Origin of the sequence: Arthrobacter sp. 49Tsu3.1M3, from assembly GCF_900168135.1 — a bacterium.
Lineage (GTDB): Bacteria > Actinomycetota > Actinomycetes > Actinomycetales > Micrococcaceae > Arthrobacter.
Genome location: NZ_FUZD01000004.1, coordinates 155430 through 178486 on the forward strand (window position 1 = coordinate 155430; position 23057 = coordinate 178486).

At 67.1% G+C, this 23057-nt stretch carries 19 protein-coding genes and 2 tRNA genes; 7 read left to right on the top strand and 14 right to left on the bottom strand.

Annotation, left to right across the window (positions count from 1 at the left end; genetic code table 11):
* Window positions 1-52 precede the first annotated feature (52 nt).
* Window positions 53-889 (bottom strand): translation elongation factor Ts, encoded by an 837-nt coding sequence (tsf, locus tag B5X90_RS07340; protein WP_028275233.1) that lies wholly within the window; start codon window positions 887-889, stop codon window positions 53-55.
* Window positions 890-1022: 133 nt separating this feature from the next.
* Window positions 1023-1919, bottom strand: a complete 897-nt coding sequence (gene rpsB / locus B5X90_RS07345) for a 30S ribosomal protein S2 (protein WP_079551461.1) — start codon at window positions 1917-1919, stop codon at window positions 1023-1025.
* Window positions 1920-2395: 476 nt separating this feature from the next.
* On the opposite strand from rpsB, the gene B5X90_RS07350 reads away from it, so the two are divergent.
* Window positions 2396-3178 carry a M23 family metallopeptidase gene (locus tag B5X90_RS07350; protein ID WP_256860107.1) on the top strand — a complete coding sequence of 261 codons (783 nt, stop codon included), beginning with the start codon at window positions 2396-2398 and terminating at the stop codon, window positions 3176-3178.
* Between the two features lie 54 nt (window positions 3179-3232).
* Here the strand turns inward: B5X90_RS07350 and B5X90_RS07355 are convergent, their stop codons facing one another.
* From B5X90_RS07355 to B5X90_RS07380, 6 genes are all read right to left on the bottom strand, one after another.
* Window positions 3233-4423, bottom strand: a complete 1191-nt coding sequence (locus B5X90_RS07355; RefSeq protein WP_079551463.1) for an acyl-CoA dehydrogenase family protein — start codon at window positions 4421-4423, stop codon at window positions 3233-3235.
* Window positions 4424-4656: 233 nt separating this feature from the next.
* Window positions 4657-4730 (bottom strand) — tRNA-Ile (locus B5X90_RS07360).
* 194 nt (window positions 4731-4924) lie between these two features.
* Window positions 4925-6121: a glycosyltransferase gene (locus B5X90_RS07365; protein ID WP_079551465.1), complete on the bottom strand. Its 1197-nt coding sequence runs from the start codon at window positions 6119-6121 to the stop codon at window positions 4925-4927.
* A 105-nt stretch (window positions 6122-6226) separates the two neighbouring features.
* On the bottom strand, window positions 6227-7129 hold the full coding sequence (locus B5X90_RS07370) for a DMT family transporter (protein WP_079551467.1): 903 nt from the start codon (window positions 7127-7129) through the stop codon (window positions 6227-6229).
* The gene (locus B5X90_RS07375; RefSeq protein WP_079551469.1) at window positions 7129-7752 is read right to left on the bottom strand and encodes a CDP-alcohol phosphatidyltransferase family protein; all 624 of its coding nucleotides are present in this window, start codon (window positions 7750-7752) and stop codon (window positions 7129-7131) included. Before B5X90_RS07375 ends, B5X90_RS07370 begins: the two co-directional genes overlap by 1 nt.
* Window positions 7753-7807: 55 nt before the next feature.
* On the bottom strand, window positions 7808-8686 hold the full coding sequence (locus B5X90_RS07380) for a phage holin family protein (RefSeq protein WP_079551471.1): 879 nt from the start codon (window positions 8684-8686) through the stop codon (window positions 7808-7810).
* Window positions 8687-8870: 184 nt separating this feature from the next.
* Here B5X90_RS07380 and B5X90_RS07385 point away from each other — a divergent pair, with 184 nt between their 5' ends.
* Entirely contained in the window at window positions 8871-10094 is a 1224-nt protein-coding gene (locus tag B5X90_RS07385; protein ID WP_079551473.1) for a multidrug effflux MFS transporter, read from the top strand.
* A 352-nt stretch (window positions 10095-10446) separates the two neighbouring features.
* Window positions 10447-10854, top strand: coding sequence for a hypothetical protein (locus B5X90_RS07390; RefSeq protein WP_079551475.1), 408 nt, complete (start codon window positions 10447-10449; stop codon window positions 10852-10854).
* Between the two features lie 332 nt (window positions 10855-11186).
* On the opposite strand, the gene B5X90_RS07395 is transcribed toward B5X90_RS07390, so the two are convergent.
* The 6 genes from B5X90_RS07395 to B5X90_RS07420 form a co-directional block, all read right to left on the bottom strand.
* Window positions 11187-11259, bottom strand: a tRNA-Asn gene (locus tag B5X90_RS07395).
* 53 nt (window positions 11260-11312) lie between these two features.
* Window positions 11313-13262 carry a DNA primase gene (dnaG, locus tag B5X90_RS07400; RefSeq protein WP_079551477.1) on the bottom strand — a complete coding sequence of 650 codons (1950 nt, stop codon included), beginning with the start codon at window positions 13260-13262 and terminating at the stop codon, window positions 11313-11315.
* 52 nt (window positions 13263-13314) lie between these two features.
* The gene (locus B5X90_RS07405; protein WP_079551479.1) at window positions 13315-14613 is read right to left on the bottom strand and encodes a deoxyguanosinetriphosphate triphosphohydrolase; all 1299 of its coding nucleotides are present in this window, start codon (window positions 14611-14613) and stop codon (window positions 13315-13317) included.
* Window positions 14597-15775, bottom strand: a complete 1179-nt coding sequence (gene dusB / locus B5X90_RS07410) for a tRNA dihydrouridine synthase DusB (RefSeq protein WP_079551482.1) — start codon at window positions 15773-15775, stop codon at window positions 14597-14599. Before dusB ends, B5X90_RS07405 begins: the two co-directional genes overlap by 17 nt.
* A gap of 101 nt (window positions 15776-15876) precedes the next feature.
* Window positions 15877-17352 (bottom strand): YibE/F family protein, encoded by a 1476-nt coding sequence (locus B5X90_RS07415; protein WP_079551484.1) that lies wholly within the window; start codon window positions 17350-17352, stop codon window positions 15877-15879.
* Between the two features lie 69 nt (window positions 17353-17421).
* Window positions 17422-18795, bottom strand: a complete 1374-nt coding sequence (locus B5X90_RS07420) for an FAD-binding oxidoreductase (protein WP_079551487.1) — start codon at window positions 18793-18795, stop codon at window positions 17422-17424.
* A 256-nt stretch (window positions 18796-19051) separates the two neighbouring features.
* Here B5X90_RS07420 and B5X90_RS07425 point away from each other — a divergent pair, with 256 nt between their 5' ends.
* From B5X90_RS07425 to B5X90_RS07440, 4 genes are all read left to right on the top strand, one after another.
* A complete protein-coding gene (locus B5X90_RS07425) occupies window positions 19052-19813 on the top strand; it encodes an alpha/beta hydrolase (protein ID WP_079551489.1) in 762 nt (253 codons plus the stop codon).
* Complete coding sequence (locus B5X90_RS07430) at window positions 19813-20625, top strand: DUF1295 domain-containing protein (RefSeq protein WP_079551491.1); 813 nt, start codon at window positions 19813-19815, stop codon at window positions 20623-20625. The genes B5X90_RS07425 and B5X90_RS07430 overlap by 1 nt, the downstream gene beginning before the upstream one ends.
* A 46-nt stretch (window positions 20626-20671) precedes the next feature.
* Window positions 20672-21529 carry a lysophospholipid acyltransferase family protein gene (locus B5X90_RS07435; protein WP_079551493.1) on the top strand — a complete coding sequence of 286 codons (858 nt, stop codon included), beginning with the start codon at window positions 20672-20674 and terminating at the stop codon, window positions 21527-21529.
* Between the two features lie 70 nt (window positions 21530-21599).
* Window positions 21600-23039, top strand: coding sequence for a short-chain fatty acid transporter (locus B5X90_RS07440; protein WP_079551495.1), 1440 nt, complete (start codon window positions 21600-21602; stop codon window positions 23037-23039).
* Window positions 23040-23057: the final 18 nt, after the last annotated feature.

Below are 23057 nucleotides of genomic sequence, written 5' to 3' on the forward strand. Positions count from 1 at the left end.
CCACCCCCTTAGCGTGTCTGGCTAGTGCCTGACTGGTGTCTGGCCAGTCTGACTAGGAACCGACGCGGAAGCGCGTGAAGGCAGTTGCCTTGACGCCGGCTTCTTCGAGGACCTGTGCGACAGACTTCTTGGCATCCTTGGCGAATGCCTGGTCAACGAGGACCTCGCCCTTGTAGAAGCCGGTAACGCGGCCTTCGACGATCTTGGTCATCGCAGCTTCGGGCTTGCCCTCGGCCTTGGCCGTTTCCTCGGCGATGCGGCGCTCGGACTCGACGAGATCGGCCGGAACGTCCTCACGGGTGAGGTAGTTCGGAGCCATGGCGGCGACGTGAACGGCGACGTCGTGGGCTGCGGTGGCAGCCGCTTCGCCTTCGCCGTCAACAGCGAACAGCACGCCGACCTGGGCCGGGAGGTCCTTGGAGGTCTTGTGCAGGTAAGCGTCGACCGTGGCGCCCTCGATGCGGGAGATGCGGCGGACAACAACCTTCTCGCCCAGAACGGCGCCCTCTTCGATGACGACCTCGGACAGCGGCTTGCCGTCGACCTCGGTGGCGAGCAGGGTCTCGAGGTCGGCAGCGCCGGACTCGACGGCCACAGCCAGGACCTTGTCGGCCAGCTGGATGAACTTGTCAGCCTTGGCGACGAAGTCGGTCTCGCAGTTGACTTCGATCATCACGCCGACGCCGTTGGCGACCTTGGCGGCAACCAGGCCTTCGGCGGTGGAGCGGCCTTCGCGCTTGGTGGCGCCCTTCAGGCCCTTGATGCGGATGATTTCGATGGCCTTCTCGGCGTCACCGTTGGCTTCGTCAAGAGCCTTCTTGACATCCATCATGCCGGCGCCAGTGCGCTCGCGCAGAGCTTTGATATCAGCGGCAGTGTAGTTCGCCATGTGAACCCCTCTGTCTAGAAATTTATGTGGTGTACGGACCGACAGGACGGCTGCTCACCGAGTGAGCGGCCATCCTGTCGGTACCCCCTATGCAGCGGAGCGCATGTGGGGAGATCCAGATTTACTTGTCTGACTACTTGGCTTCGTCGGCGGCCGGTGCTTCTTCAGCCGCGGGCGCTTCCTCAGCAGCCGGAGCAGCTTCGGCGGCCGGTGCTTCAGCAGCCGGTGCAGCCTCAGCGGCGGGCGCTGCGGCAGCTTCGGCCTTGTTGCCTTCGAGGAGCTCGCGCTCCCACTCGGCCAGCGGCTCTTCCGGAGCTTCCGTGGTGCCGGTGGCGCGCTGGTTGCGGGCGATGAGGCCCTCAGCAACGGCGTCGGCGACAACGCGGGTCAGCAGGTTGACGGAGCGGATGGCGTCGTCGTTACCCGGGATCGGGAAGTCGACTTCGTCGGGATCGCAGTTGGTGTCCAGGATGGCCACAACCGGGATGTTCAGCTTCTTGGCCTCGTCGACAGCAAGGTGTTCCTTCTTGGTGTCAACGATCCACAGCGCGGACGGCGCCTTGGTCAGGTTGCGGATACCACCGAGGTTGGTTTCCAGCTTGGTGAGTTCGCGGCGAAGGAGCAGCAGTTCCTTCTTGGTGTAAGCCGAACCGGCGACGTCGTCGAAGTCGATCTCTTCGAGTTCCTTCATGCGCTGGATGCGCTTGGAGACCGTCTGGAAGTTGGTCAGCATACCGCCGAGCCAACGCTGGTTGACGTAGGGCTGGCCAACGCGGGTGGCCTGCTCGGCGATGGATTCCTGCGCCTGCTTCTTGGTGCCGACGAAGAGAACGGTGCCGCCGTGTGCAACGGTGGCCTTCACGAACTCGTAGGCACGGTCGATGTAGGACAGCGACTGCTGCAGGTCAATGATGTAGATACCGTTGCGCTCCGTGAAGATGAAGCGCTTCATCTTCGGGTTCCAACGGCGGGTCTGGTGTCCAAAGTGGACGCCGCTGTCAAGCAGCTGGCGCATAGTTACGACGGGCATGCCGACGCTCCTTCCGGCAGGTCATTCATGAGAGAGCCCATGGCCCTCTTACCCTGCCAATAGTTGACGGTTGTTTAGCATTCGCCCGGGCGGGCGTTGCTCCTGGCATCCACTGCGCTTCCCATCCGCGCCATATGGACTTGCCATGTGGAACGGACCGCAGGAGGCGCAGTCCTCCGCATCGGAAGTTTCAGGCTTCTTTTGAGGAGGGCTGGATACGCGTAGTCAGCTGCTGCTCCCCCGCACCCCTGAATGAGGCGTGCCGGCTTTGGCAATCACGAAGTATCGCGACTTACAAGCGTGAGGGCACAGCAAACTGCTCCAGCAAGTGTACTACAGCGGCCCTGCCCAGGAGGACGGTTTTGCCGCGGCAACGGTGCGGGGTTCCGGGGCTTTGGCGGGGGCCGGCGGCCACCTTATCCACATAGCCATGGCGGGAGATTCCGCCCGGGGTTCTGCCTTGGCAGGCTGGGGCCATGAAGCTCCCACTTGGCCTGCGGGCCTTGCTCCTGGCGGCATTGTTACTGGCAACGTTCCTGGCAACGTTCCTGGCGCCTCCCCCCGTCACCGCCGACGCCGACATCTCCGCGGCTGCCGCCGGCTACTCCGACGTTGCCCAGGCCTCCGCCGCCGACGCCGCCCACATTCCCGACGCCCGCTCCGGCCGCACAGCCGCCGGCCACTCCGCCATTGCACCCCGGGCTGCGATTTCCTCCGGCCGGGGCTCTCCGAGGGCGGGACCGCTCGCTGCGCCTGCCTGGAGCTGGCCGCTGAGCCCCCGGCCGGCGGTGCTCCGCGCCTTCGATCCCCCGGCCAAGCCGTGGCTCAGCGGTCACCGCGGCGTCGATCTTGAGACGGCCTTCGACGGCGTCCCGCTCAAGTCCCCAGCCGCCGGGACGGTGAGCTTTGTCGGGACGGTGGTGGACCGGCCTGTCATCACGGTCGATCACGGCAACGGGCTGCGCAGCAGTTTCGAGCCGGTGGCGAGTTCACTGAGGGCGGGGTCCGCGGTGGCGGAGGGTGATGTCCTGGGGCAGGTGCAGGCCGGCCACTGCGGCCCGGCCCCGCCCTGCCTCCACTGGGGCGTCCGCCGGGGCGAAGACTACGTCAACCCGCTGGCGTTCGTGATGGACCTTCGGCCTTCCGTTCTGCTCCCGCCCCTGAAGCAGGTCCGTGATGCAGCATCTGACGCCGGCTTTGATGCGCGGCCCGTCCGTAGACGCCCGCGGGCAGACACGGCGGCGGCCGCTTGGCTTTGATGCGGGGCTCGTCCGTTGACGCCCGCGGCAGCCGCCGCGGCCGCCTGGCGCCCGTCAGACGATCGCGGAAATGCCCGTGATGGCCCGGCCGGTGACGAGGGTGTTGATTTCGTGCGTGCCCTCGTAGGAGTAGATGGCTTCGGCGTCCGCAAAGACTTTGGCCATCTCGAAGTCCGTCACGATCCCGTTGCCGCCGAGGATGCTCCGGCCCAGGGCCACGCTTTCGCGCATCCGCGCGGTGGTGAACGCCTTGGCCAGGGCGGACTGCTCGTCCTTCGCCTCCCCCGCGTCCTCCAGCTGGGAAAGCCTCACCATCATGCCCATGGAGCTGACCGCATTGCCGAGGATCTGCACGAGCTGGTGCTGGATCAGCTGGAAGGAGGCGATCGGACGGCCGAACTGGCTGCGTTCCACGGCGTAGCGGCGGGCGACGTCGAAGGCCGCGAGCTGCTGGCCCACTGCTTGCCAGGCCACGGCAAGCCGGGTGACTTTCAGGACCTTGTTCGTGTCGCGGAAGCTGTTGGCGTTGGCGAGCTTGAAGAACTCCGGCACCACAACGTTGTCGAGCGTGATGTCAGCGTTCTGAACCGTGCGCAGCGAGATCTTGTTCTCGATTTTCACGGCACTGTACCCCTCGGTCTTGGTGTCCACGAGGAACCCTTTGACCTGGTTGTCGTCGACGTCGCGGGCGTATATGACCACCCAGTCGGAGAAAGTCGCGTTGCCGATCCAGCGCTTGGCTCCATTGAGGATCCAGCTGTCGCCGTCACGCCGTGCCGTGGTGCGCGTACCGCCGGCGACGTCGGAGCCGCCCAGGGGCTCGGTGAGGCCGAAGGCGCCGATCTTCTTGAGCGAGTAGATCTCGGGAAGCCACGCATCCTGCTGTTCCTGGGAGGCAAGGGCCTCGATGGAGCCCGTGAAGAGCCCGTCATGGACGCCCATGAACGTCGCGATCGACGTGTCGGCGCGGGTGGCCTCCGCGTGCAGGATGCCTGCGAAGAGGTTCGAGTAGCCCTGCCTCCGGACGGGGCTGACCAGGTCGATTTCGGCGAGCTTCGGGATCAAGTCCATGGGGAACTCAGCGCGATTCCAGCAATCGACGGCGATCGGCCGGACTTCGCGGGTAAGGAACTCGCGGACTTCCGCCAGCCTGTCCTGCTCCTTGGCGCTGAGCAGCTGCTCGAACGCAAAGAAGTCGCCATCGGCGTAGGGCAGGTTGTGGATGTCGATGGCAGCTTTGGACATGGTGTTCCTTCACTCGATCAGCGGGGACCAAACGGGCGCGGGCTTCGCGCCGGCGATATGTTACTCACGAGTAACTTATCGCAGTGTCGGGGCGCCCGCAAGTGCCGGGCCAACGAAAACCCGACAAAAAACAATAAGACCCGACAAGAAGAAAGCCGCGGCCGACGTCGGACGTCAGCCACGGCTCCCGTGGTTGCGGACCCCGGATGAGGAGGCTGCCGCAGAAATGAATGTAGGGCTACTCGGACTTGAACCGAGGACCTTAGGATTATGAGTCCCGCGCTCTAACCAGCTGAGCTATAGCCCCCTGCGCCCGGAGCCAGACCTGGCCCGCGGGGGCCGGATTGGTTCCGGGCAAAAATACTCTAGCAATAGTAGACGCATCCCACGTGCATGCCGCCACCGGGAGGCGGCCTGCCGCAACTGACCCGGATGCTGTTGGACTGGACGCCCTGGAACTTGGAGCGTTCGGGGTGGATGCAGTTCTGCCCGGCGGTGTGCCTAGAGGACCAGGTCGTCGTAGCTCGCGCCCCGGTAGATGTCCTCAAACGTCTGCAGCGTGCGCGCGATACCGTGGCTTTCGACCATTTCGCGGCTGGTCTTTCCCATCGCATCACGCTCGTGGTCGGGCAGCGAGAACACGAGCGCCAGCTTGGCGGCGAGGTCATCGCTGTCGTTGGGGATAAAGAGATAGCCGTTTTCCCCGTCGCGGACCAGGTGCGGCAGCGCCATGGCGTTTGCCAGCAGGACTGGCGTCGACGCCGACATCGCCTCCAGGGTCACGAGGGACTGAAGTTCTGCCGTGCCGGGCATGCAGAACACATCGGCCGTGATGTAAGCGGTGCGAAGTTCGGCGTCGCTGGCCAGGCCGAGGAACCTGACCCGGTCCTTCAGTCCGAGCCGGGCGACCTGCGCCTCCAGGGCAGGGCGGACTTCTCCGCCGCCGACGATTTCGAGGTGGATGTCCAGTTCTTTGGGCGTCTTGGCGACGGCATCGATCAGGACGTCCACGTGCTTCTCCTCCGCCAGCCGGCCGGCGAAGAGCACCGTGGGGCTGGCGTGGCGTTCCACCGTTTCGTCGGGACGCAGCTCATAGGCTGCGGCGTCGATGCCGTTGGACAGGGGCAGAACCTGGCGGAGGAAGGCGTGCTGGTGCATGGCTTTGGCGGCAAGCGGCGTGGGTGTGGTCACGACGTCGGCCTGGCCCATGACCTTGCCCATGTCCCGCCAGGAGATCCGGCCCACAATGTCTTTAAACCACTGCGGGAACGGCAGGAAGGGGTTCAGGTTTTCGGGCATGAAGTGGTTGGTCGCCACCACCCGGATGCCGCGCTTCACGGCCTCGTACAGGACATGCTCGCCGATCATGTAGTGGCTCTGGATGTGCACCACGTCCGGCTGGATGCGGTCGAACAGCAGCCCGATTTCTTTCTTGATCTCCCAGGGGAAGGTGACCCGGAAGTACTCGTGCGTGGGCACCGAGTGGGAGCGCAGGCGGTGGACGGTGGCCTCGTCGCTGAACTCGCTATAGCTCGGGCCCTTGCCCGGGCGGCACGCCAGGACGTGGACATCGTGACCGCGGGCTGTCATCCCCTTGGCCAGGCGGTAGCCGAACTGGGCGGCGCCGTTGACGTGCGGCGGGTACGTGTCAGCGGCGATCAGGATGGTCAGCGGAGGCTGGTTGTCGGACTTGGTCACGTGGGGAGCTCCTGGTGGTCGCTGTGCGGTCAGCTGGATCAAAGGTGGCCGGCTGGCCATCGGCGCACGGGCGCCGGGCCTGCAGCCGAAGTCTGGGCGGACGCCCTAGGACCTGCCCGCAGCCTTCCGCGCGTCCTTCTTGCGCTTGGTGACTTCCGGGTGGTGTCTGGAAAGGGCTATCACTCCCACGATAGCAAGTGATGCGGCCGTCCCCATGGCGATAGCCATCACAGGCTGGACGTCGGGACGCAGTTCTCCCAGAATCACGATGCCGATCGCGATGCCCACAATGGGGTCGATCACGGTCAAACCGGCGATCACGAGGTCTGGCGGTCCGCTGGAGTAGGCATTCTGCACGAACCACGATCCCAGAACGCCTGCAGCCACAATTGCCACGGCGCTGTACCACGGAACATTCAGCAGGAACTGCCCGTTCGGGTCCAGCAGATGCCGGCCGATGATGCGGGTCAGGACCGCCACGAAGCCGAACAAGACACCGGCGCCGAGGATGTAGACGAAGGCGCTCATGCGGTGCCTGAACAGGACGGCGAGCGTCCCGAAGAGCCCGACCGCCAGGGCCAGGAGCAGCACGATGGCCAGCTCGTCCGAGCTGCTGACGTTGTGGTTTTCCTGCGTCACATTGACGGCCAGCACCACGAAGAGAGCTGAACCTGTCACGCAGAGCGAGATGGCTACGATGGTGGCCCGGTTCATGCTCAGGCCCTGGTCCTTGGTATTGACCACGGTAGTGATGACCAGGGCGATCGCGCCGATCGGCTGCACCACCGTCAGCGGGGCCATGACGAGCGCGACGGCGTTCATCGCCATCCCGACGCACAGCAGCATGAAACCGAAAACCCAGCGCGGATTTCGCGCGAGCCGTAGCAGGCCGTGGGTGCTCAGCGCCAGGCCGCCGGTATCGGCCTTGACCGCGCTGCCCTGCCGCTGGGCGCCAAAGGCCAGGCAGAAGGCACCGAGTACCGCAAGCAGAACCGCAAGCCAGACCATCAGTGGGAGCCGCCGTCGTTGGCGCGAAGCTGCCTGCCCTTGCTGATGATGGCCCAAACGTAGTTATAGGCCGCGATCCAGTGCCCGACGAGGCCCAGGCCCAGGAAGATCCACGCGACCGTGGCGTAGACGTCCGCGGCGGGCACCGGAAGCTTGGAGAGCACCAGCAGCGGTGTGCCCACCAGCAGCAGGCCAGTCCGGATCTTTCCGATGCGGCTCACCGGCAGATCCGGGTGGCCGTGGAAATAGAACACTGACAGTGCCAGCAGGACCGCGTCCGGGACAAGCAGCGCGGCGAGATACCACCACTCGACGACGCCCGCGATCACGAGGGTCACGGCGACGGCGATCAGCGAGAGCCTGTCCGCAATCGGGTCCATGACCCGTCCGAGGTTGGACATTTGATTGAAGCGGCGGGCGATGTAGCCGTCCACCCAGTCGGTGCTGGCCATGACCGCGAGCACGAGGGCACCGTAGCCGTACTCGTGCTCCGAGAGGACCAGCCAGATGAATAGCGGAACGCCAAGGAAGCGCACCACGGTCAGGACATTGGGAACCGTGAAGACCGCGTCGCGGTGGACGAGGGGCTGCCCGGGGCGGGCGCCTGCGCCGATGAACTTCATCGATTCCCCCTTTCCGTGGACGGCAACGGTTTGGCGTTTAGGTTCAGGGATCTGTCTAGCCCTTTATTAGCCTGCGCACTAGGACCGCGAGGGCGGCTCCAGACGCGGCGAGCACAGCCAGGGGCTTCCAGCGCTGCTTGATCGTGTCGGCCAGGCCCTGCCCGTCAGCGGATGTGGCCCGCCCCGCCGAGGAGCGGGCTGAGGAGCGGAAGCCTGCGATCTTGTCGCTGAGCTGCTCCTTGCCGTCCTGGAGCCGGGCCTGGGTGGCGGCCAGCAGGACTTGGGCCTGGGTCTTGACATCGAGTTCGCGACCGAGGTCGTCCCGCACCCCGGTGAGATGCGTGCGCCGCAGGTCCACCCGGCGTCGGAGTTCGGCCTCTGTGGGGGGCGGCCCGAAATCGGGTTGGGCGGCCGCTTTGGCTTCCTTCTCCGCCTTCGCCTTGGCAGCGGCGGCTTCCTTGGCGGCCTTCGCCGCTTTGTACTGCTCGGTGCTCGGATCCAGGACCCTGGCGTCGAACGCGGAGCCCTCCTTGGCGATGCCGAGATCGTACTTGAGCCCCCGGATCGTCTCCTCGGGGACCAGAGGCATGAGCTTCTTGAACTTGTTCAGCCCGATGAGCGCCCCGATCGCGGCGATAATCAGGCAGACCGCGCAGACCAACAGGGCCGCGAGCCACGCGGGCATGATCGTAGCCAGACCCATGATCGCGGCGACCATCAGCCCGATCACGAGGAGGCCAACGAAGACAAGGGCGACGGCGAAGAAGGCACTGGCGACGCCGAGCTGGCTCCCCTTGCGCTTGATTTCGGCCTTGGCCAGGGCAATCTCGTCACTGAGTTGCCGGGGCGCCAGCTTGAAGATCATCTTCAGGGTTTGCGGCAGCGCGGAAATGCGCAGCCCACCGCCTGTCCCGCCGCTGTGACGTCCGCTCATCGGTCCCGCCTAACTGGTGCCATCCGTCGATCCGCTCGCGCGGGCTTGCCGGGTCTGGACAGCTTCGCACAGACCCCGGTGTCAAAACTATCATTTAGGCTCTTGGGAGGCCTTTTCGGGCAGGGTGTGGCGCGCCCGCCCAGCCACCGGCTGGCCACCCCGGCGGGCCCTAGGATGGACCTCTGTGAGCACACCCCACAATCCCGGTGATTCCCTGAGCCGCCGTCGCAAATTCCTCTACATCCTGACGCTCGGCGCTTTGACCGCCCTCGGGCCGTTCACGGTTGACCTCTACTTGCCCGCATTCCCTGCCCTGGAAGACAGCCTTGGCGTCTCCGCGGCCGCGGTGCAGCTGACGCTCACGGGGACGACCATAGGTTTCGCGCTGGGGCAGCTGGTGGTCGGCCCGCTGAGCGACAAGTTCGGCCGGCGCCTGCCCCTGATCGTGGCGACGGCGGTCCACATCGCGGCGTCCCTGGGCGCCGCGCAGTCCACGGACATCGCCACGCTGGGCTTCTTCCGCGTCCTTATGGGTGTCGGGGCTGCCGGAGGCGGTGTGGTGGCCATGGCCATGGTCCGTGACCTGTTCAGCGGCTACGCGATGGTTCGGATGTTCGCGAGGATGGCCCTGGTCAACGGGCTGGCCCCGATCCTCGCCCCGGTCATCGGCTCCCAGCTGCTGTTGCTGATGCCCTGGCCCGGCATCTTCTTGTTCCTGGCCGCCTACGGGACCTGCGTCATCATCGCGGCCCTCTTCGTGATCCGGGAGACCCTGCCGCCGGAACTGCGCGGCAAGACCGGGATGACCATGGGCCAGCGTTACAAGGTGCTGTTCTCCGACCGGATCTTCGTCGGCCTGCTGCTGGTGGGCGGGATGAACTTCGCGGGCCTCTTCACGTACCTGTCCGCCTCGCCGTTCCTGTTCCAGAATGTCTACGGGTTCACACCCCAGCAGTACGGCCTGCTCTTTGGCGTCAACTCGCTGGGCATCGTGGCAGGCGTGCAGACCAGCGCGCGGCTCATCAAGCGCGTCCCGCCGCAGTGGATCCTGGCTTGTTCCACGGCCTGGATGTTCGTCATGGCCGTCCTGATTGTCGTCTTCGACCAGCTGGGGTTCGGGCTGTGGGGCGTCCTGGTGCCGCTGTGGTTCTACATCCTGGGCGCCGGTTTCACCTTCCCCACCGTGCAGGTCCTGGCGCTGGCCAAACACGGAGCCCAGGCCGGAACCGCGGCTTCACTTCTCGGCGCGGCGACCTTCTTGATGGCTGGCCTGGTCTCGCCGGTGGTCGGCTGGCTCGGCGTCAGCTCCGCAACCCCGATGGGCGCCGTCCAGGCCGCCTGCATCCTTCTGGCGGCCGCTGCACTGTGGCTGGTTGTTCGGCCCAGCACGGTGCCACCGATCCAGTAGCTGGCCCCATTCGGGGGACATGCCCATTCTTGGCGGCCTCCCCCGCGGGACATGCCCATTCTTCACAGCCTCCCCCGCGGGACATACCCATTCCTGGCGCCCGGGGTTGGACATATTGGCACTATGTCCACCCGTCAGGACCACCACTGGGCATGTCCACCGGGCAGCCCCAGTTCTGCGGACAATGTGACCCGGCCCTGTGCCAGTGGCGTTGCCCCGCCGCACCTTGCACACCTGCACACGCGCAGCCCCGCAGCCCTGCGCTCCGGCCTGCGGTCCCACCAACACAGCCTGCAGCCCTGCGCTCCGTCGCACCCTGTTCGACGTCCACGGCGGGCGATAAAGTTATTTCATGCCCGACAGGCAGGATCACCCGCCCCTTCCGGCCACTTGGCAGCGGTGCGACGCCGGAATCCTGCCCCTGTGGTGGGATCGCTTGTGCGCTCAGACCAGTCCGCAGTCGGCGGCCCTGTTCGCCGCCGGCCTGTTCACCGAAGACCGCCGCCGCCCAATTGCCCAGTGGTACAACCCCGCATATGACTCCGCCCTCCTCGTGGCACCGGAATCTTCCCCGGAGTGGCCGGTGCAACGGTTCGGCATCTTCTATGCGCCCCCGGGCGGCGGATTCACCCAGGTGCACTCGGCGCCGCATGAATGGCACCCGCGGGAACCTCGGAAGTCCCCCACAGAGCTGGAGGCCTTCCAGGCGGCGGTCGCCGAGGCCCAGCGCTTCCTCCAGGTGGAAATGTACTTCGTCTGAACCTCCACCTGAACTGCCCGCCACTGCGTTGCCCGGCGGAAAGTCTTCGCCATAGACGGAGCCACAAAACGAGGAAATAAAAAAGGTCCCGCGGCTGGTTTTCACCGGCCGCGGGACCTGTCCGCTCCTCCTGCTGGACTTGAACCAGCAACAATAAAATAAACAGTCGAATGATAAGCAAATTGAGCAAAGGAGGAATGAAGCAGGTACGACATTAGCAAAGGTTTTGCCGGTAGGGAAATCGGCCACGGGGCCAGCGCCAGCCAGTCGCGAAATACCCCCTCAGGGTACAAAAAAGTCCCCGTTCCGGAACCCGGAACGGGGACTGCGCGCTCCTCCTGCTGGACTTGAACCAGCAACCCTTCGATTAACAGTCGAATGCTCTGCCAATTGAGCTAAGGAGGAATGAAGCGGGTATAAGCCTAGCAAACACCAGCCCGCGAAACGAAATCGGCGGCTCAGGCGTCCGAGCGCAGGGACCGCCGCTCCATCTCAAGTTGCATGAGCTCGCGATTCAGCCGCTGGAATTCCTCGGGGTCGGCCGAAGCGTCCAGACGCTGCAGCTGGCCCATCTTCTCGGCCTTGACCCGGGTGATCTGGAGTTCGAACAAACGGGCGAGGATGTCCTTGCAGTAGCGCAGGACGCCTTCGGGAGTGTTGGCCGGCAGGGGCACCACGGAGAGCTCGGACACGAGCGGGCGCAGGGGCTCGGGGACCTCCTGCAGCAGCTGCTCGACCCAGCGCACCGGATCCCCCGAAAACCCGAGTCCGGTGGCCCGGATGGCCTCGTGGATGGCGAGGTAGGCGGGTGTGGAGAACCGCGCTTCCGAGAAGCGTTGCCACGTCTCGCCCTCGAGCATGCCGGGTTCCTGCAGCGCGACCTCGAGCGCCTGGCGCTCCATCGCGGCCACTGGGTCCCGGGGATCAGGGCGGTTGAAGGACGGGAGCACGGCCGACGGCGGCAAGGGGGCGACGCCGGGGGCGGTCCCGGCAAAGCCGCGGCCGGACCCTGCATAGCCCTGCCCGCCGCCCTGCGCGTGGCTCTGGCCGCCGCCCGGCGGAGCCGACGCAGCCTGTGCGGCGCGCTTGGTCGCCGCGCCGACGGCCCTGCTGACCTCCTCGACCGGCATCCCCAGCCAGCCGGCGAGCTCCCGGGCATAGGCGGGCCGGATTCCGGCGTCGCGGATTTGCGCCACCACGGGCGCGGATTCACGCAGGGCCGCGATCCGGCCCTCGACCGTGTCCAGGTTGTGCCGCTTCAGGGTGGCCCGGATGGCGAACTCAAACAGCGGGCGGCGGCTACCGATCAAATCGCGGACGGCGGAGTCGCCCTTGGACTGGCGCAGTTCGCAGGGGTCCGCGCCATTGGCTTCGACCGCCACGAAGGTTTGTGCGACAAACCGCTGGTCCTCTTCGAAGGCGCGCAGGGCCGCCTTCTGCCCGGCGGCGTCGCCGTCGAACGTGAAGATGACCTCTCCCCCGCTGCCGTCGTCGGAGAGCAGCCGGCGCGCGATCTTGATGTGCTCGGTGCCGAAGGCGGTCCCGCACGTGGCTACCGCCGTCGGAATGCCGGCCAGGTGGCAGGCCATGACGTCGGTGTAGCCTTCCACGACCACGAGTTGGCGGTCTTTGGCGATGTTGCGCTTGGCGAGGTCGATTCCGTAGAGGACCTGGGACTTCTTGTAGAGCGCGGTTTCGGGGGTGTTCAGGTACTTCGGGCCCTGATCGTCCTCGTAGAGCTTGCGGGCACCGAAGCCGATGGTGTCGCCGGCGATGTCCCGGATGGGCCAGATCAACCGGCCGCGGAAACGGTCATAGATCCCCCGGCCGCCTTCAGAGAACATGCCAGTCAGCTTGAGTTCCGGGTCCGTGTAGCCGCGGCCGCGGAGGTGCTTGAGGAGCGAGTCCCAGCCCTGTGGCGCGTAGCCCACACCGAACTGTTCGGCGGCCGCGCGGTCGAAGCCGCGCCCGTAGAGGAAGTTGCGGCCCTCCGCGGCGCCGGGGGTGAGCAGCTGGGCACGGAAGTACTCGTCGGCCACTTTGTGCGCGTCGAGCAGCCGCTGGCGCCGGCCGATGTCCTCCCGGTTGGGCCCGGAACCGCCGTCCTCGTAATGGAGCTCGAAGCCGATCCGGTGGGCCAGCTTCTCGACGGCCTCGTGGAAGGAGATGTGGTCCAGCTTTTGGACGAAGGAGATGACGTCGCCGTCCTCGCCGCAGCCAAAGCAGTGGTACCGGCCAACCTGGGGTCGGACGGTGAAGGAGGGTGAGCGCTCGTCGTGGAAGGGGCACAGACCCTTGTAGGACCCGAGCCCGGCTCCCTTGAGCGTCACGTAGCCATCGACGACTTCCTTGATGTCGGTGCGCTGGCGTACTTCATCGATGTCTTCGCGTTTGATCAGGCCGGCCACATTGCCATCCTAGTCCCCGGGTACGACGCCGACGGGCCGGCCGTGGTGGCCCTCACCACAGCGACGGAAGGCTGCCCACGAGACGCTCGTACATGGCCAGCGCCGAGCCATCCGTCAGTGACGCGACCTGATCGATGACGACACGCAGCCGCGCGGCGTCGTCGCCCGCGTCGAGCCAGTCGGCGGCGAACATCGGTTCCAAGTGGCGGTCCCCCGTGGCGCTGAGCGCGGTGACGAGGGCATGCAGGACCTCGCGCTGGCGCTCGTAGATGGGCTGCCGGTGTTCGGTGGTCATCACGAAGGTGGTGGCCAGGCCCTTCATGACCGCGATTTCCATGACGGTCTCATCCGGGACGATCAGCTCCGCGTTGTAGCGGGTCAGGTTTTCCGGGCCGTAGACCGTGCGGGTGGCCTCGAGTGCGCTCTGGCAGAAGCGGCCGATCAGCTGGCTGGTCATGTCCTTGAGCGCCGCCATGGCCTTGCGGCTGCCGTCGGCCTCGCGCACCCAGACGTTCGTGGCCTCCAGCCGGGCGAGGGCGGCGTCGATCGCGGCGGGATCGTTGTGCGGCAGGTACCACTGCTTGGCGTAGCCGACGACGCGGGCGCGGTGGTCCGGGTTGTCCATCCAGCGCAGCTGGAAATGCCCTGCCACGATCGCGTCCTCGACGTCGTGCACCGAGTAGGAGATATCGTCCGCGAGGTCCATGACCTGCGCTTCGAGGCAGGACCGGCGTTCCGGGGCGCCGTCGCGGATCCAGTCGAAGATGGGGAGGTCGTCCTCGTAGGCACCGAACTTGCTGGTCCGCTCCCCGTGGATGACCGGGGCGTTTACAGCGGACCACGGGTATTTGGCGGCGGCGTCGAGGCTGGCCCGGGTCAGGTTCAGGCCGGCCGGGCGGCCGTCGGCGGTGAGGACCTTTGGCTCCAGCCGGCTCAGCAGCCGCAGCGTCTGGGCGTTGCCTTCGAAGCCGCCGATCCCGTGCGCCACCTCGTTGAGGGCGGCTTCGCCATTGTGGCCGAAAGGCGGGTGGCCGAGGTCGTGGCTGAGGCATGCGGTGTCCACGACGTCGGGGTCACAGCCCAACGCACGGCCCAGCTCGCGGCCCACCTGGGCAACTTCGAGGCTGTGGGTGAGCCGGGTCCGGACGAAGTCGTCAGTATCCGGGGCCACCACCTGGGTCTTCGCGCCGAGCCGGCGCAGCGCCGAGGAGTGCAGGACCCTCGCACGGTCACGCTCGAAGTCCGAGCGGTAGGTGCTCTTGGGCGGCTCCTCGACCCAGCGGGCCCAGTCGCGGGAGGTATACCCGTCCAGGACGGGCGCAGTGGTCCGGGTCTCAGCCACCGGAGACATCCAGTTCGGCGAAGGAAATATCGCGGGTCTGGGCGTCATCCAGCGTCCGGTTCAGCAGCCAGTCCTTTGGCAGTGCCGGTTTTTTGGGCGAACCGGCGCGGCCGCGCGGACCCTCGGCGTCGCCTCCGGGATACGGCGAGTCGAGGTCCAGCTGGTCCAGGGTGCCGCGCAGCACCTCCAGGCTGGTGACGAGCGCCAGCTTGGTCCGCAGTTCGCTGCCGACCACGTAGCCCTTGAAGTACCAGGCAATGTGCTTGCGGATTTCGCGCAGGGCCTTGCCCTCGTCCCCGAACGTCTCGACCATGAGTTCGGCGTGCCGGTACACGCTCTCGGCAACGTGGCGCAGGTCCGGCCGGTGCCGCTGGTCGCTGCCTTCGAACGCGGCCATGAGGTCGCCGAACAACCAGGGCCTTCCCTGGCAGCCTCGGCCGACGACGACGCCGTCCACACCCGTTTCGCGGACCATCCGGACCGCGTCCTCCGCGGACCAGATATCTCCGTTGCCGAGGACGGGAATGTCCGGCAGGGCCTCGCGCAGCCGGGCGATGGCGGACCAGTCGGCCTGGCCGGAATAGAACTGGGCGGCCGTGCGGCCATGAAGGGCGACGGCTGCGACACCGGAATCGCGGGCAATCCGGCCGGCATCGAGGTAAGTCAGGTGGTCCTCGTCGATGCCCTTGCGCATCTTGATGGTCAACGGGACATTGCCCTTGGAGGCTTCCTTCACCGCGGTCTGGACGATCGAGGTGAAGAGGTCGATCTTCCACGGCAAGGCCGATCCGCCGCCGCGCCGGGTGACCTTGGGCACGGGGCAGCCGAAGTTGAGGTCGATGTGGTCCGCCCGGTCCTCCTCCACCAGCATCCGCACGGCCTGGCCGACGGTGACGGGGTCCACGCCGTACAGCTGGACGGAACGGACTTTCTCGTCGTCGTCGTGCGAAATGATGCGCAGCGACTCCGGCGTGCGCTCGACGAGGGCGCGCGAGGTGACCATCTCCGCCACATACAGGCCGCCGCCGTATTCACGGCACAGTCTGCGGAAGGCGGAGTTGGTGATGCCCGCCATGGGAGCCAGGATCACGGGGGTGTCCACCGTGATCGGGCCCAGCTTCAGGGGCGGGAGTTCCAGCTTGGGGGCGGGAGGGGTTGCTACAACAGTCACCCGACCATTGTCTCAAAGACGGGCAAATCGGCCCGGTCCCGCTCCGGCTATGTGGAAATCTTCCCGATCTGGCAGCGTTCGGGGTGCCGGCAGATTCCTCGTCAGCCCCGCAGTGCGGCCCGCCGCCCGCGGCGCGTGGCAGCACCGGCGCCGTCGGACCCGCCCCACTCCGGCACGGCCCCATCCGGCACGGCCCCATCCGGCGCGGTCCGGTCCGGCCGGCCCCGATCCGGCGCGTCCCCATCCGGTCGGCCCGCATCCGGCATGGTCCGTTCCGGCGCAACCCTTGCCACCGCACCGCCCCTGATGCCGGTGGCCTTGACCACCAGCACGGCGATGAGGGTGGTGACCGGCACGGCCAGGACGAGTCCCACGGAGCCGACGAGGGTGCGGATGACTTCCTCGGAGAGTTCGGCGCTGGTCAGGGCGTCCCCGAGCGGGCGCTCATAGAGCATGACCAGGATCAGCACCGGCAGGGCCGCGCCGGCGTAGGCAAACGCGATGGTGTAGACGGTGGAGGCGATGTGGTCCCGGCCGATCCGCATGGCGGACGTGAAGAGCTGCCGGGCGCTGGTTTCGGGGGCGAGTTCCCACAGTTCCCAGACGGCCGAGGACTGCGTGATGGTGACGTCGTTGAGCACGCCCAGCCCGGAAATGATCAGTCCGCACAAGATGATGCCGGAGATCGAGATGTTGTCCGAGATGTTGGTCAGTGTGGCAGCGTCGTGGCTGCCCACCCCGGCGAGGTTGGCGGCGTCGGTGGCCCAGGCCGCCAGCAGCGCCGTAATGGCGAGTCCGAACATCGTCCCGAGCAGCGCCGTCGACGTGCGGGCGGAGAAGCCGTGGGCGAAGTAGAGCACCCCGATCATGATCACCGTGGATCCCACGAGCGCCAGCAGCAGCGGCGGCTTGCCCTCGACCAGTCCGGGCAGCATGAACGAGACAAGCACGACGTACGCGCCCACCAGCCCGATCAGGGCCCGCAGTCCGCGCCAGCGCGCCACGGCGATCACCACGAAGGCGTAGAGCACGGCCAGGAAGATGATGGGCAGGGTCCGGACAAAGTCGACGAAGACGTAGGCCGGAGCGCCCTGGCCCGCGGCGCCCTGCACCTTCGAGAGGTTCAGGTAGCGGATCCCGTCCCCGGGCTTCACCCCGTGGGACTTCGCGATGTCAGGGTTGATGACCACTTTCACCGGGTTGCCGCCCTTGTCCGGCTCGGTATAGGCGAACGTGCATTGGGAGCCCTCGTTCGGGGGCTGCGGCGCGGCGCCGGAACCGGAGGTGCCCTGCTGGGCGGCCTCACCGCCGGCCTGGACATCCGAACAGCTGCCGACGACGACCCGCTGGATCTTGCCGGTGTCAAACGTCACCCCCGGGGCCGCCGCGTACGGGCTGGCCAGCGTGATGCCTTCCTTGCTTCCCGACGGCCACATGAAAGCCATGGCCGCCAGGGTCAGCAGCGTCAGCGGGATCAGGATGGCAGCCAGGATCCAGTTGGCCTTCTTCCGCGCAGCCAGCGTTTGAGGCGCCGGCTCCGGATGTTCGTTGTGGGAGTGCGAGTGTCCGGCGCCCATCAGCAGTTCAACCTCATGCCGAAAACTTTACGGCGTGGGCGGTTCCGCTCCGGACCGATGACGCCGCGCTTACGCCGGCGCGATGTTCTGGTTGACGTGGAAGAGGTTCTGCGGATCGTATTTGGCTTTGACCTCCCTCAGCCGCTTGTAGTTCTCCCCGTAGTTCTCCGCGACCCTGGGCAGATCATCGCCGTCCATGAAGTTGATGTAGCCGCCGGGGGCCGAATAGGGCCGCAGGGCGGCCGCGTAGTCCCGCACCCACGCGATGTTTGCCTCGTTGTCCGCGGGGTCCATCCACTGCGCCGCGATCACGGGCGAAAACTTCACGTTCCGGTTGGCGAACGCCGTGTCCGTCGCGCCCACCCGCTGGACCGCACCATCGATGGGGTAGAGGTGTACCGCGGTCTGCACGCTGGGGACCTTGCTGCCGTGTTCGATGTGCGCAGCGATGGCACCGTCGTTGAGCTCCGCCAGAAAATCCGCTTTCCAGTAGGCCTGCATGCCGGGGGGCTGCAGCGGGTCGAAAGCCGAGTTCAAGGCGGGGTACGGCATTGGTCCCACCATGGATCCCGCAGCCGGCGCGGCGTCCAGGAACGGCTGCCAGCGTGCCGGACCTTCCGCCGGATCACCGGTCCACATGCCGACGATGACGCACACCGGTTTGCCGTGCCATTCCTCGGGCAGGAACGGAACGGGAGGACCCTGGTGGAAGCCCAGGAACGCGCCGAACTCTTCAGGGGCGGTGGCCATGTGGTCCCGGTAAAACCTCGCCACCGTCTCGGCATGCTCGATGGGGTAAATGATGATGCCGGCGTGGACCATGTCCACGGGGTGCATCCGGTACTCGAACGACGTTACGACGCCGAAGTTCCCGCCGCCGCCGCGCAACGCCCAGAACAGGTCCTCGTTCTCGCTTTCGCTGGTGGTAAGGAACTTTCCCTCGGCCGTGACGACGTCGGCAGAGAGGAGGTTGTCGCAGCTGAGGCCATACTTGCGGCTCAGGTATCCAATGCCGCCGCCGAGGGTCAGCCCGGCGATGCCGGTCGAGCCGACAATGCCGCCGGGGGTTGCCAGCCCGAAGGCATGGGTCGCGTGGTTGAAGTCGGCCCACGTCGCACCCGGCTCCGCGCGCGCCGTCGCGGCTGCCGGATTAACCCGGACGCCGGTCATCTTGGAGAAATCGATGACCAGGGCGTCATCCCACGTGCCAAAGCCCGGGGCGCTGTGTCCTCCCCCGCGGACCGCCAGGTCCAGGGAGTTGTCCCGGGCGAAGTTGACGCAGGAGATGACGTCGGCCACCTGGGATACCTGGGCCACCGCTGCCGGCCTCTTATCGATCATGCCGTTGAAGACGGCCCGTGCCGCGTCGTAGCCGGCGTCGCCGGGCGTGATGATCTGCCCGCGGACTTGCCCGCGCAGGCTATCGAACTGTGTTCCGTTCATTTTGTATACCGTCGATTTCGTCGTGAGATTCGACCGGACGGTCCTCTGCGCTCCCAGCCGGCGTGGCGCCCGGAGGTTTACCTGCTCATGCCTACTCTTCCCGCATTTCCCCGTCAAGGGTTCACGGCAAGCCGCACCCATCACCGGGGGCGCCGGCTCCGAATCCATATTAGGGACCACCGGCCTTGACGGGAGGGGGCCGCAACCTATGGTTGGTAATTGACGGACGAAGGACCGGAAGGACACATACGTGGCAATGCGCAAACTCGACGACCGCGAGCCGGAGGCGGGCCGTTCCGGGCCCGTCGCCAAAGCCGTGCTGACCATCGCCGAAGCCGCCGGGGAGACCCGCGGAGTCGTGTTGATCCTGCACGGCGGCCGGGCCGACAGTTTTGACGCAGTCCGCGGCCGGCACCTGAGTCCGGCCCGGATGGTGCCCTTCGCCCGGGCGCTGCACAGGAAGGGCGGCCCGCACGGGCTGGCCGTGTGGACCCTGCGCAACCGCTACCGCGGCTGGAACGGGGAAGACATGTCCCCCGTTCATGATGCCCGCTGGGCGCTCGCCCGGATCAGCCAGGAACATCCCGGCGTGCCGGTGTACCTGCTGGGCCACTCCATGGGCGGTCTCACGGCGCTGTGCGTGGCCGACGACCCGCAGGTCGAGGCCGTCGTCGCGCTCGCCCCGTGGGTGAGCCACAAGACTTCGGTCCGGCCTGTCGCGGGCCGCCGCGTCCTGATCGTCCACGGGACCGACGACCGCTGGACCAGCCCGGCGAACTCACTGGACTACGCCCGGCGCGCCGAGGGCGTCGCCGCGTCCGTTGACTACGTCTCGCTCAAGGAGGCCGGCCATTTCATGATCCGCCGGGTGGCACTGTGGAACGTGCTGGCGAACGGCTTCGTCCTGGACGCCTTCAGCGAAGCAACGGGGGCCGATGTCTCCGGCGCCAGGGACGCATTGCGCAGCGCCCTCGGCGGCCCGCCGGCGGCCGGAACGCGCATGCCGGTGGTGTTGTGATGCCGCCGTTCCCGCTCGATGCCTTCCTTGCCAGCCTGCCCTGGGTCATCGCGGGACTCGCGGTGCTGCTGGGAGTGACTTTCGCGGTCGCCGTGCGGCAGAACCGGCACTCCGTCATCGACACCGTCTGGGGTCTGGGCTTCGTAGTGGTGGCCGGCATCTCCTGGGTCCTTTCCGCCGGATACGGCGACGCCGGCAGGCGGCTGCTGATGCTTGCCCTGGTCGCGGTGTGGGGCATCCGCCTCGCCGTCCACATCGGGGCACGCGCGCGCGGCGGCCACGAGGACCCGCGCTATGTGGACATGCTTTCCGGGGCGCCCGGATCACGCAACGTCTATGCCCTGCGGCGGGTCTACCTGCCCCAGGGGCTGGTGATGTTCTTCGTCTCCCTCACCGTCCAGGTCGGCATGTTCGCCACGGGAAGCCTGGGCTGGCTGGCGTTCGCCGGCGTGCTGCTCTGGATCCTTGGCTTCGTGTTCGAGACGGTCGGGGACTGGCAGCTGACGCAGTTCAAGGCCGATCCCGCCAGGCGCGGCACCGTCCTCAACACCGGCCTGTGGCGGTACACCCGCCACCCCAACTATTTCGGCGACGCCGCCGTCTGGGCAGGGCTGTTCCTCGTGGCGGCCGATTCCTGGCCCGGTGTCCTAACTATCCTCTCCCCCGCCCTGATGATCTGGACGCTCGCCGGCAAGACCGGGAAGCCGCTGACAGAAAAGGCAATGTCCGCGCGTCCCGGGTACAAGGAATACATCGAATCCACCTCCGGCTTCCTGCCCTGGCCGCCCCGGCGGCGGGTGGGCGGACACTGACGTGCGGGGCCCGGGGGGTGCCCGGCATGGGCTGGGCTGGTGGCCCGTGAAGTGGCGGCCGGAGCCCAGCGACCGGTTCTACCGTTTCATTGTCCACACCGGGCTGGCGCTGCGCTGGCTGTTCCGGATCCGCGTCCTCGTCACGGGGCGGGAGCACCTGCCGCAGTCCGGGCCGCCCGATCCGTCAACCCGCGGCGCATCAACCCGCCTCCCGTCCCGCCCGGTGGTTCCCGGCGAAGGCGCCGTGGTCGCGATCACGCACTTCGGCTACCTCGACTTTGCCTTTGCCGAGATGCTGCTGTGGTGGCACAACCGGGCCCAGCTGCGTTTCCTGGTCACGCAGGGCGCCGCCGACCACTGGTTTGCCGGCCCCGCGGTCAGCGCCGCCGGTCATGTGGTGGTCGGATACGGATCGGGAGCACACGCCTACGACGCCGCCGTCGCCCGGCTGAGGGAGGGCGAATACGTCGCCGTCCTGCCCGAGGCCGGCGTGAGCCGCAGCTTCACGGTGCGCGAATGCAAGACCGGTGCGGTGCGGATGGCCGCCGAGGCCGGCGTGCCGATCATCCCGGTCTCCATCTGGGGCGCCCACCGGCTGATGACCCGCCACCATGCCTTCTCGCCCCGGCGCGCCTGGCGCGCCCCGGTCCGCATCCACGTCGGCGAGCCGATCCTTCCCGGCTCGCTCCCGGACCCGGCCGCCGACGCCCGGACCGCGACGGCGCGCCTGGCCAAGACCCTGCAGGACGGAATCGACGCCGGCATCGCCGATTTCCCCCTGCAACCGGCCCCCGGGGCCTGGTGGATGCCGGCCGGCCTCGGCGGCGGCGCCCCGACTGAGGAGGAAAGACGCCGGCTCGACGACGCCGACGGCCCCCGGCGCGCAGGTGCCAAGCGCCGATAAGCCCTACTTCCGCCATCGTCTTGACTAAACTCCGTGGGGTACAAAAAGAACTCAATGGAGAGGGACACCTGTGGCAAGCACAGTCGTGACCAAAAGCGGAACCGAAGAACGCGGTCTCGCACGGATAGCCCAACGAATGGCGGCGTGGACGGAGCGGTGGTTCCCGGACGCCTACATCTTCGCCCTCGCAGGCGTCGTCATCATCGCGGTGGCCGCACTCGCCATCGGCGCCACGCCCCAGGCAATCGCCGACTCGTTCGGCAACGGCTTCTGGGACCTGACGGCCTTCACCCTGCAGATGGCCATGGTGGTCCTCACCGGCTACGTCGTCGCCACCTCCCCGCCCGTGGCGAAGCTGATCAACAGGCTGGCGCTGGTGCCGTCAACCGCGCGGACCGCGGTGAGCTTCGTGGCGGTGCTCGCCATGTCCGTGTCCTTCCTCAACTGGGGGCTCAGCCTGATTTTCGGCGGGCTGCTGGCCCGCGCGATTGCCCGCCGCAAGGACCTGACGGTGGATTACCGTGCCCTGGGCGCGGCGGCGTTCATGGGCCTCGGCGCCGTCTGGGCCCTGGGGCTGTCCTCCTCTGCCGCGCAGCTGCAGGCCACGGCCGCATCGCTGCCGCCGGCGCTGCTGAAGATCACGGGCATCCTGGACTTCGGCACCACGATCTTTACCTGGCAGTCGCTGCTGACGCTGGCCATCCTGATGGCCCTGACCACCGTGATTGCGCACTTCTCCGCGCCCCAGGGCGGCTCGATCCGCACCGCGGAGGACCTGGGCGTGGACCTGGACGATGAGCCGGCCGGGTCCGCGCCGCGTTCCCGGCCGGGCGAATGGCTCGAATACAGCCGGGTCCTGCCGATCCTGGCGGGCGTCCTCACGCTCGGCTGGCTCGTCTCGCAGTTCCTCACCAAGCCGTTCCTCAGCGTGGTCAGCAGCCTCAACGGCTACCTGCTGGTGTTCCTCATCCTGGGCCTGGTCCTGCACGGGACGCCGCGGAACTTCCTGCAGGCCGTGACGAAGGCCGTCCCGGCCACCGCCGGAATCCTCGTGCAGTTCCCGCTGTACGCGGCGATGGCGGCCATCCTGACCAAGGCCACGGGAACCGGCGGCATGAGCCTCTCCACACACCTCGCGGCGTTCTTCTCGGACATCGGCAGCGGCGGGGGCTTCGCCGTCGTCATTGCCCTGTACACGGCTGTACTGGGCATCCTGGTCCCCTCCGGGGGCGGAAAATGGCTGGTGGAAGCGCCCTACGTGATGCAGTCGGCCACCGACGTGCAGATGAACCTCGGCTGGACCGTGCAGATCTACAACATCGCCGAGGCGCTGCCGAACCTGGTCAACCCGTTCTTCATGCTGCCGCTGCTCGCGGTGCTGAGGCTGCGCGCCCGGGACCTGGTGGGCTTCACCTTCCTGCAGTTCGTCTTCCACCTGCCCGTGGTCCTGCTACTCGTCTGGCTGCTGGGCATGACCTTCGACTTCGTGCCGCCGGTGATGCCCAAATAACTGCGCCCCCAAACATCT

What these genes read in the sequence shown, in the direction of transcription:
- B5X90_RS07405 (WP_079551479.1), bottom strand. Translation starts at nt 14,613, where the DNA reads ATGTCTCCGGTGGCTGAGACCCGGACCACTGCGCCCGTCCTGGACGGG.
- B5X90_RS07370 (WP_079551467.1), bottom strand. Translation starts at nt 7,129, where the DNA reads ATGGTCTGGCTTGCGGTTCTGCTTGCGGTACTCGGTGCCTTCTGCCTG.
- B5X90_RS07420 (WP_079551487.1), bottom strand. Translation starts at nt 18,795, where the DNA reads ATGAACGGAACACAGTTCGATAGCCTGCGCGGGCAAGTCCGCGGGCAG.
- B5X90_RS07425 (WP_079551489.1), top strand. Translation starts at nt 19,052, where the DNA reads ATGCGCAAACTCGACGACCGCGAGCCGGAGGCGGGCCGTTCCGGGCCC.
- tsf (WP_028275233.1), bottom strand. Translation starts at nt 889, where the DNA reads ATGGCGAACTACACTGCCGCTGATATCAAAGCTCTGCGCGAGCGCACT.
- B5X90_RS07415 (WP_079551484.1), bottom strand. Translation starts at nt 17,352, where the DNA reads ATGGGCGCCGGACACTCGCACTCCCACAACGAACATCCGGAGCCGGCG.
- rpsB (WP_079551461.1), bottom strand. Translation starts at nt 1,919, where the DNA reads ATGCCCGTCGTAACTATGCGCCAGCTGCTTGACAGCGGCGTCCACTTT.
- B5X90_RS07380 (WP_079551471.1), bottom strand. Translation starts at nt 8,686, where the DNA reads ATGAGCGGACGTCACAGCGGCGGGACAGGCGGTGGGCTGCGCATTTCC.
- B5X90_RS07390 (WP_079551475.1), top strand. Translation starts at nt 10,447, where the DNA reads ATGCCCGACAGGCAGGATCACCCGCCCCTTCCGGCCACTTGGCAGCGG.
- B5X90_RS07430 (WP_079551491.1), top strand. Translation starts at nt 19,813, where the DNA reads ATGCCGCCGTTCCCGCTCGATGCCTTCCTTGCCAGCCTGCCCTGGGTC.
- B5X90_RS07350 (WP_256860107.1), top strand. Translation starts at nt 2,396, where the DNA reads ATGAAGCTCCCACTTGGCCTGCGGGCCTTGCTCCTGGCGGCATTGTTA.
- B5X90_RS07355 (WP_079551463.1), bottom strand. Translation starts at nt 4,423, where the DNA reads ATGTCCAAAGCTGCCATCGACATCCACAACCTGCCCTACGCCGATGGC.
- B5X90_RS07375 (WP_079551469.1), bottom strand. Translation starts at nt 7,752, where the DNA reads ATGAAGTTCATCGGCGCAGGCGCCCGCCCCGGGCAGCCCCTCGTCCAC.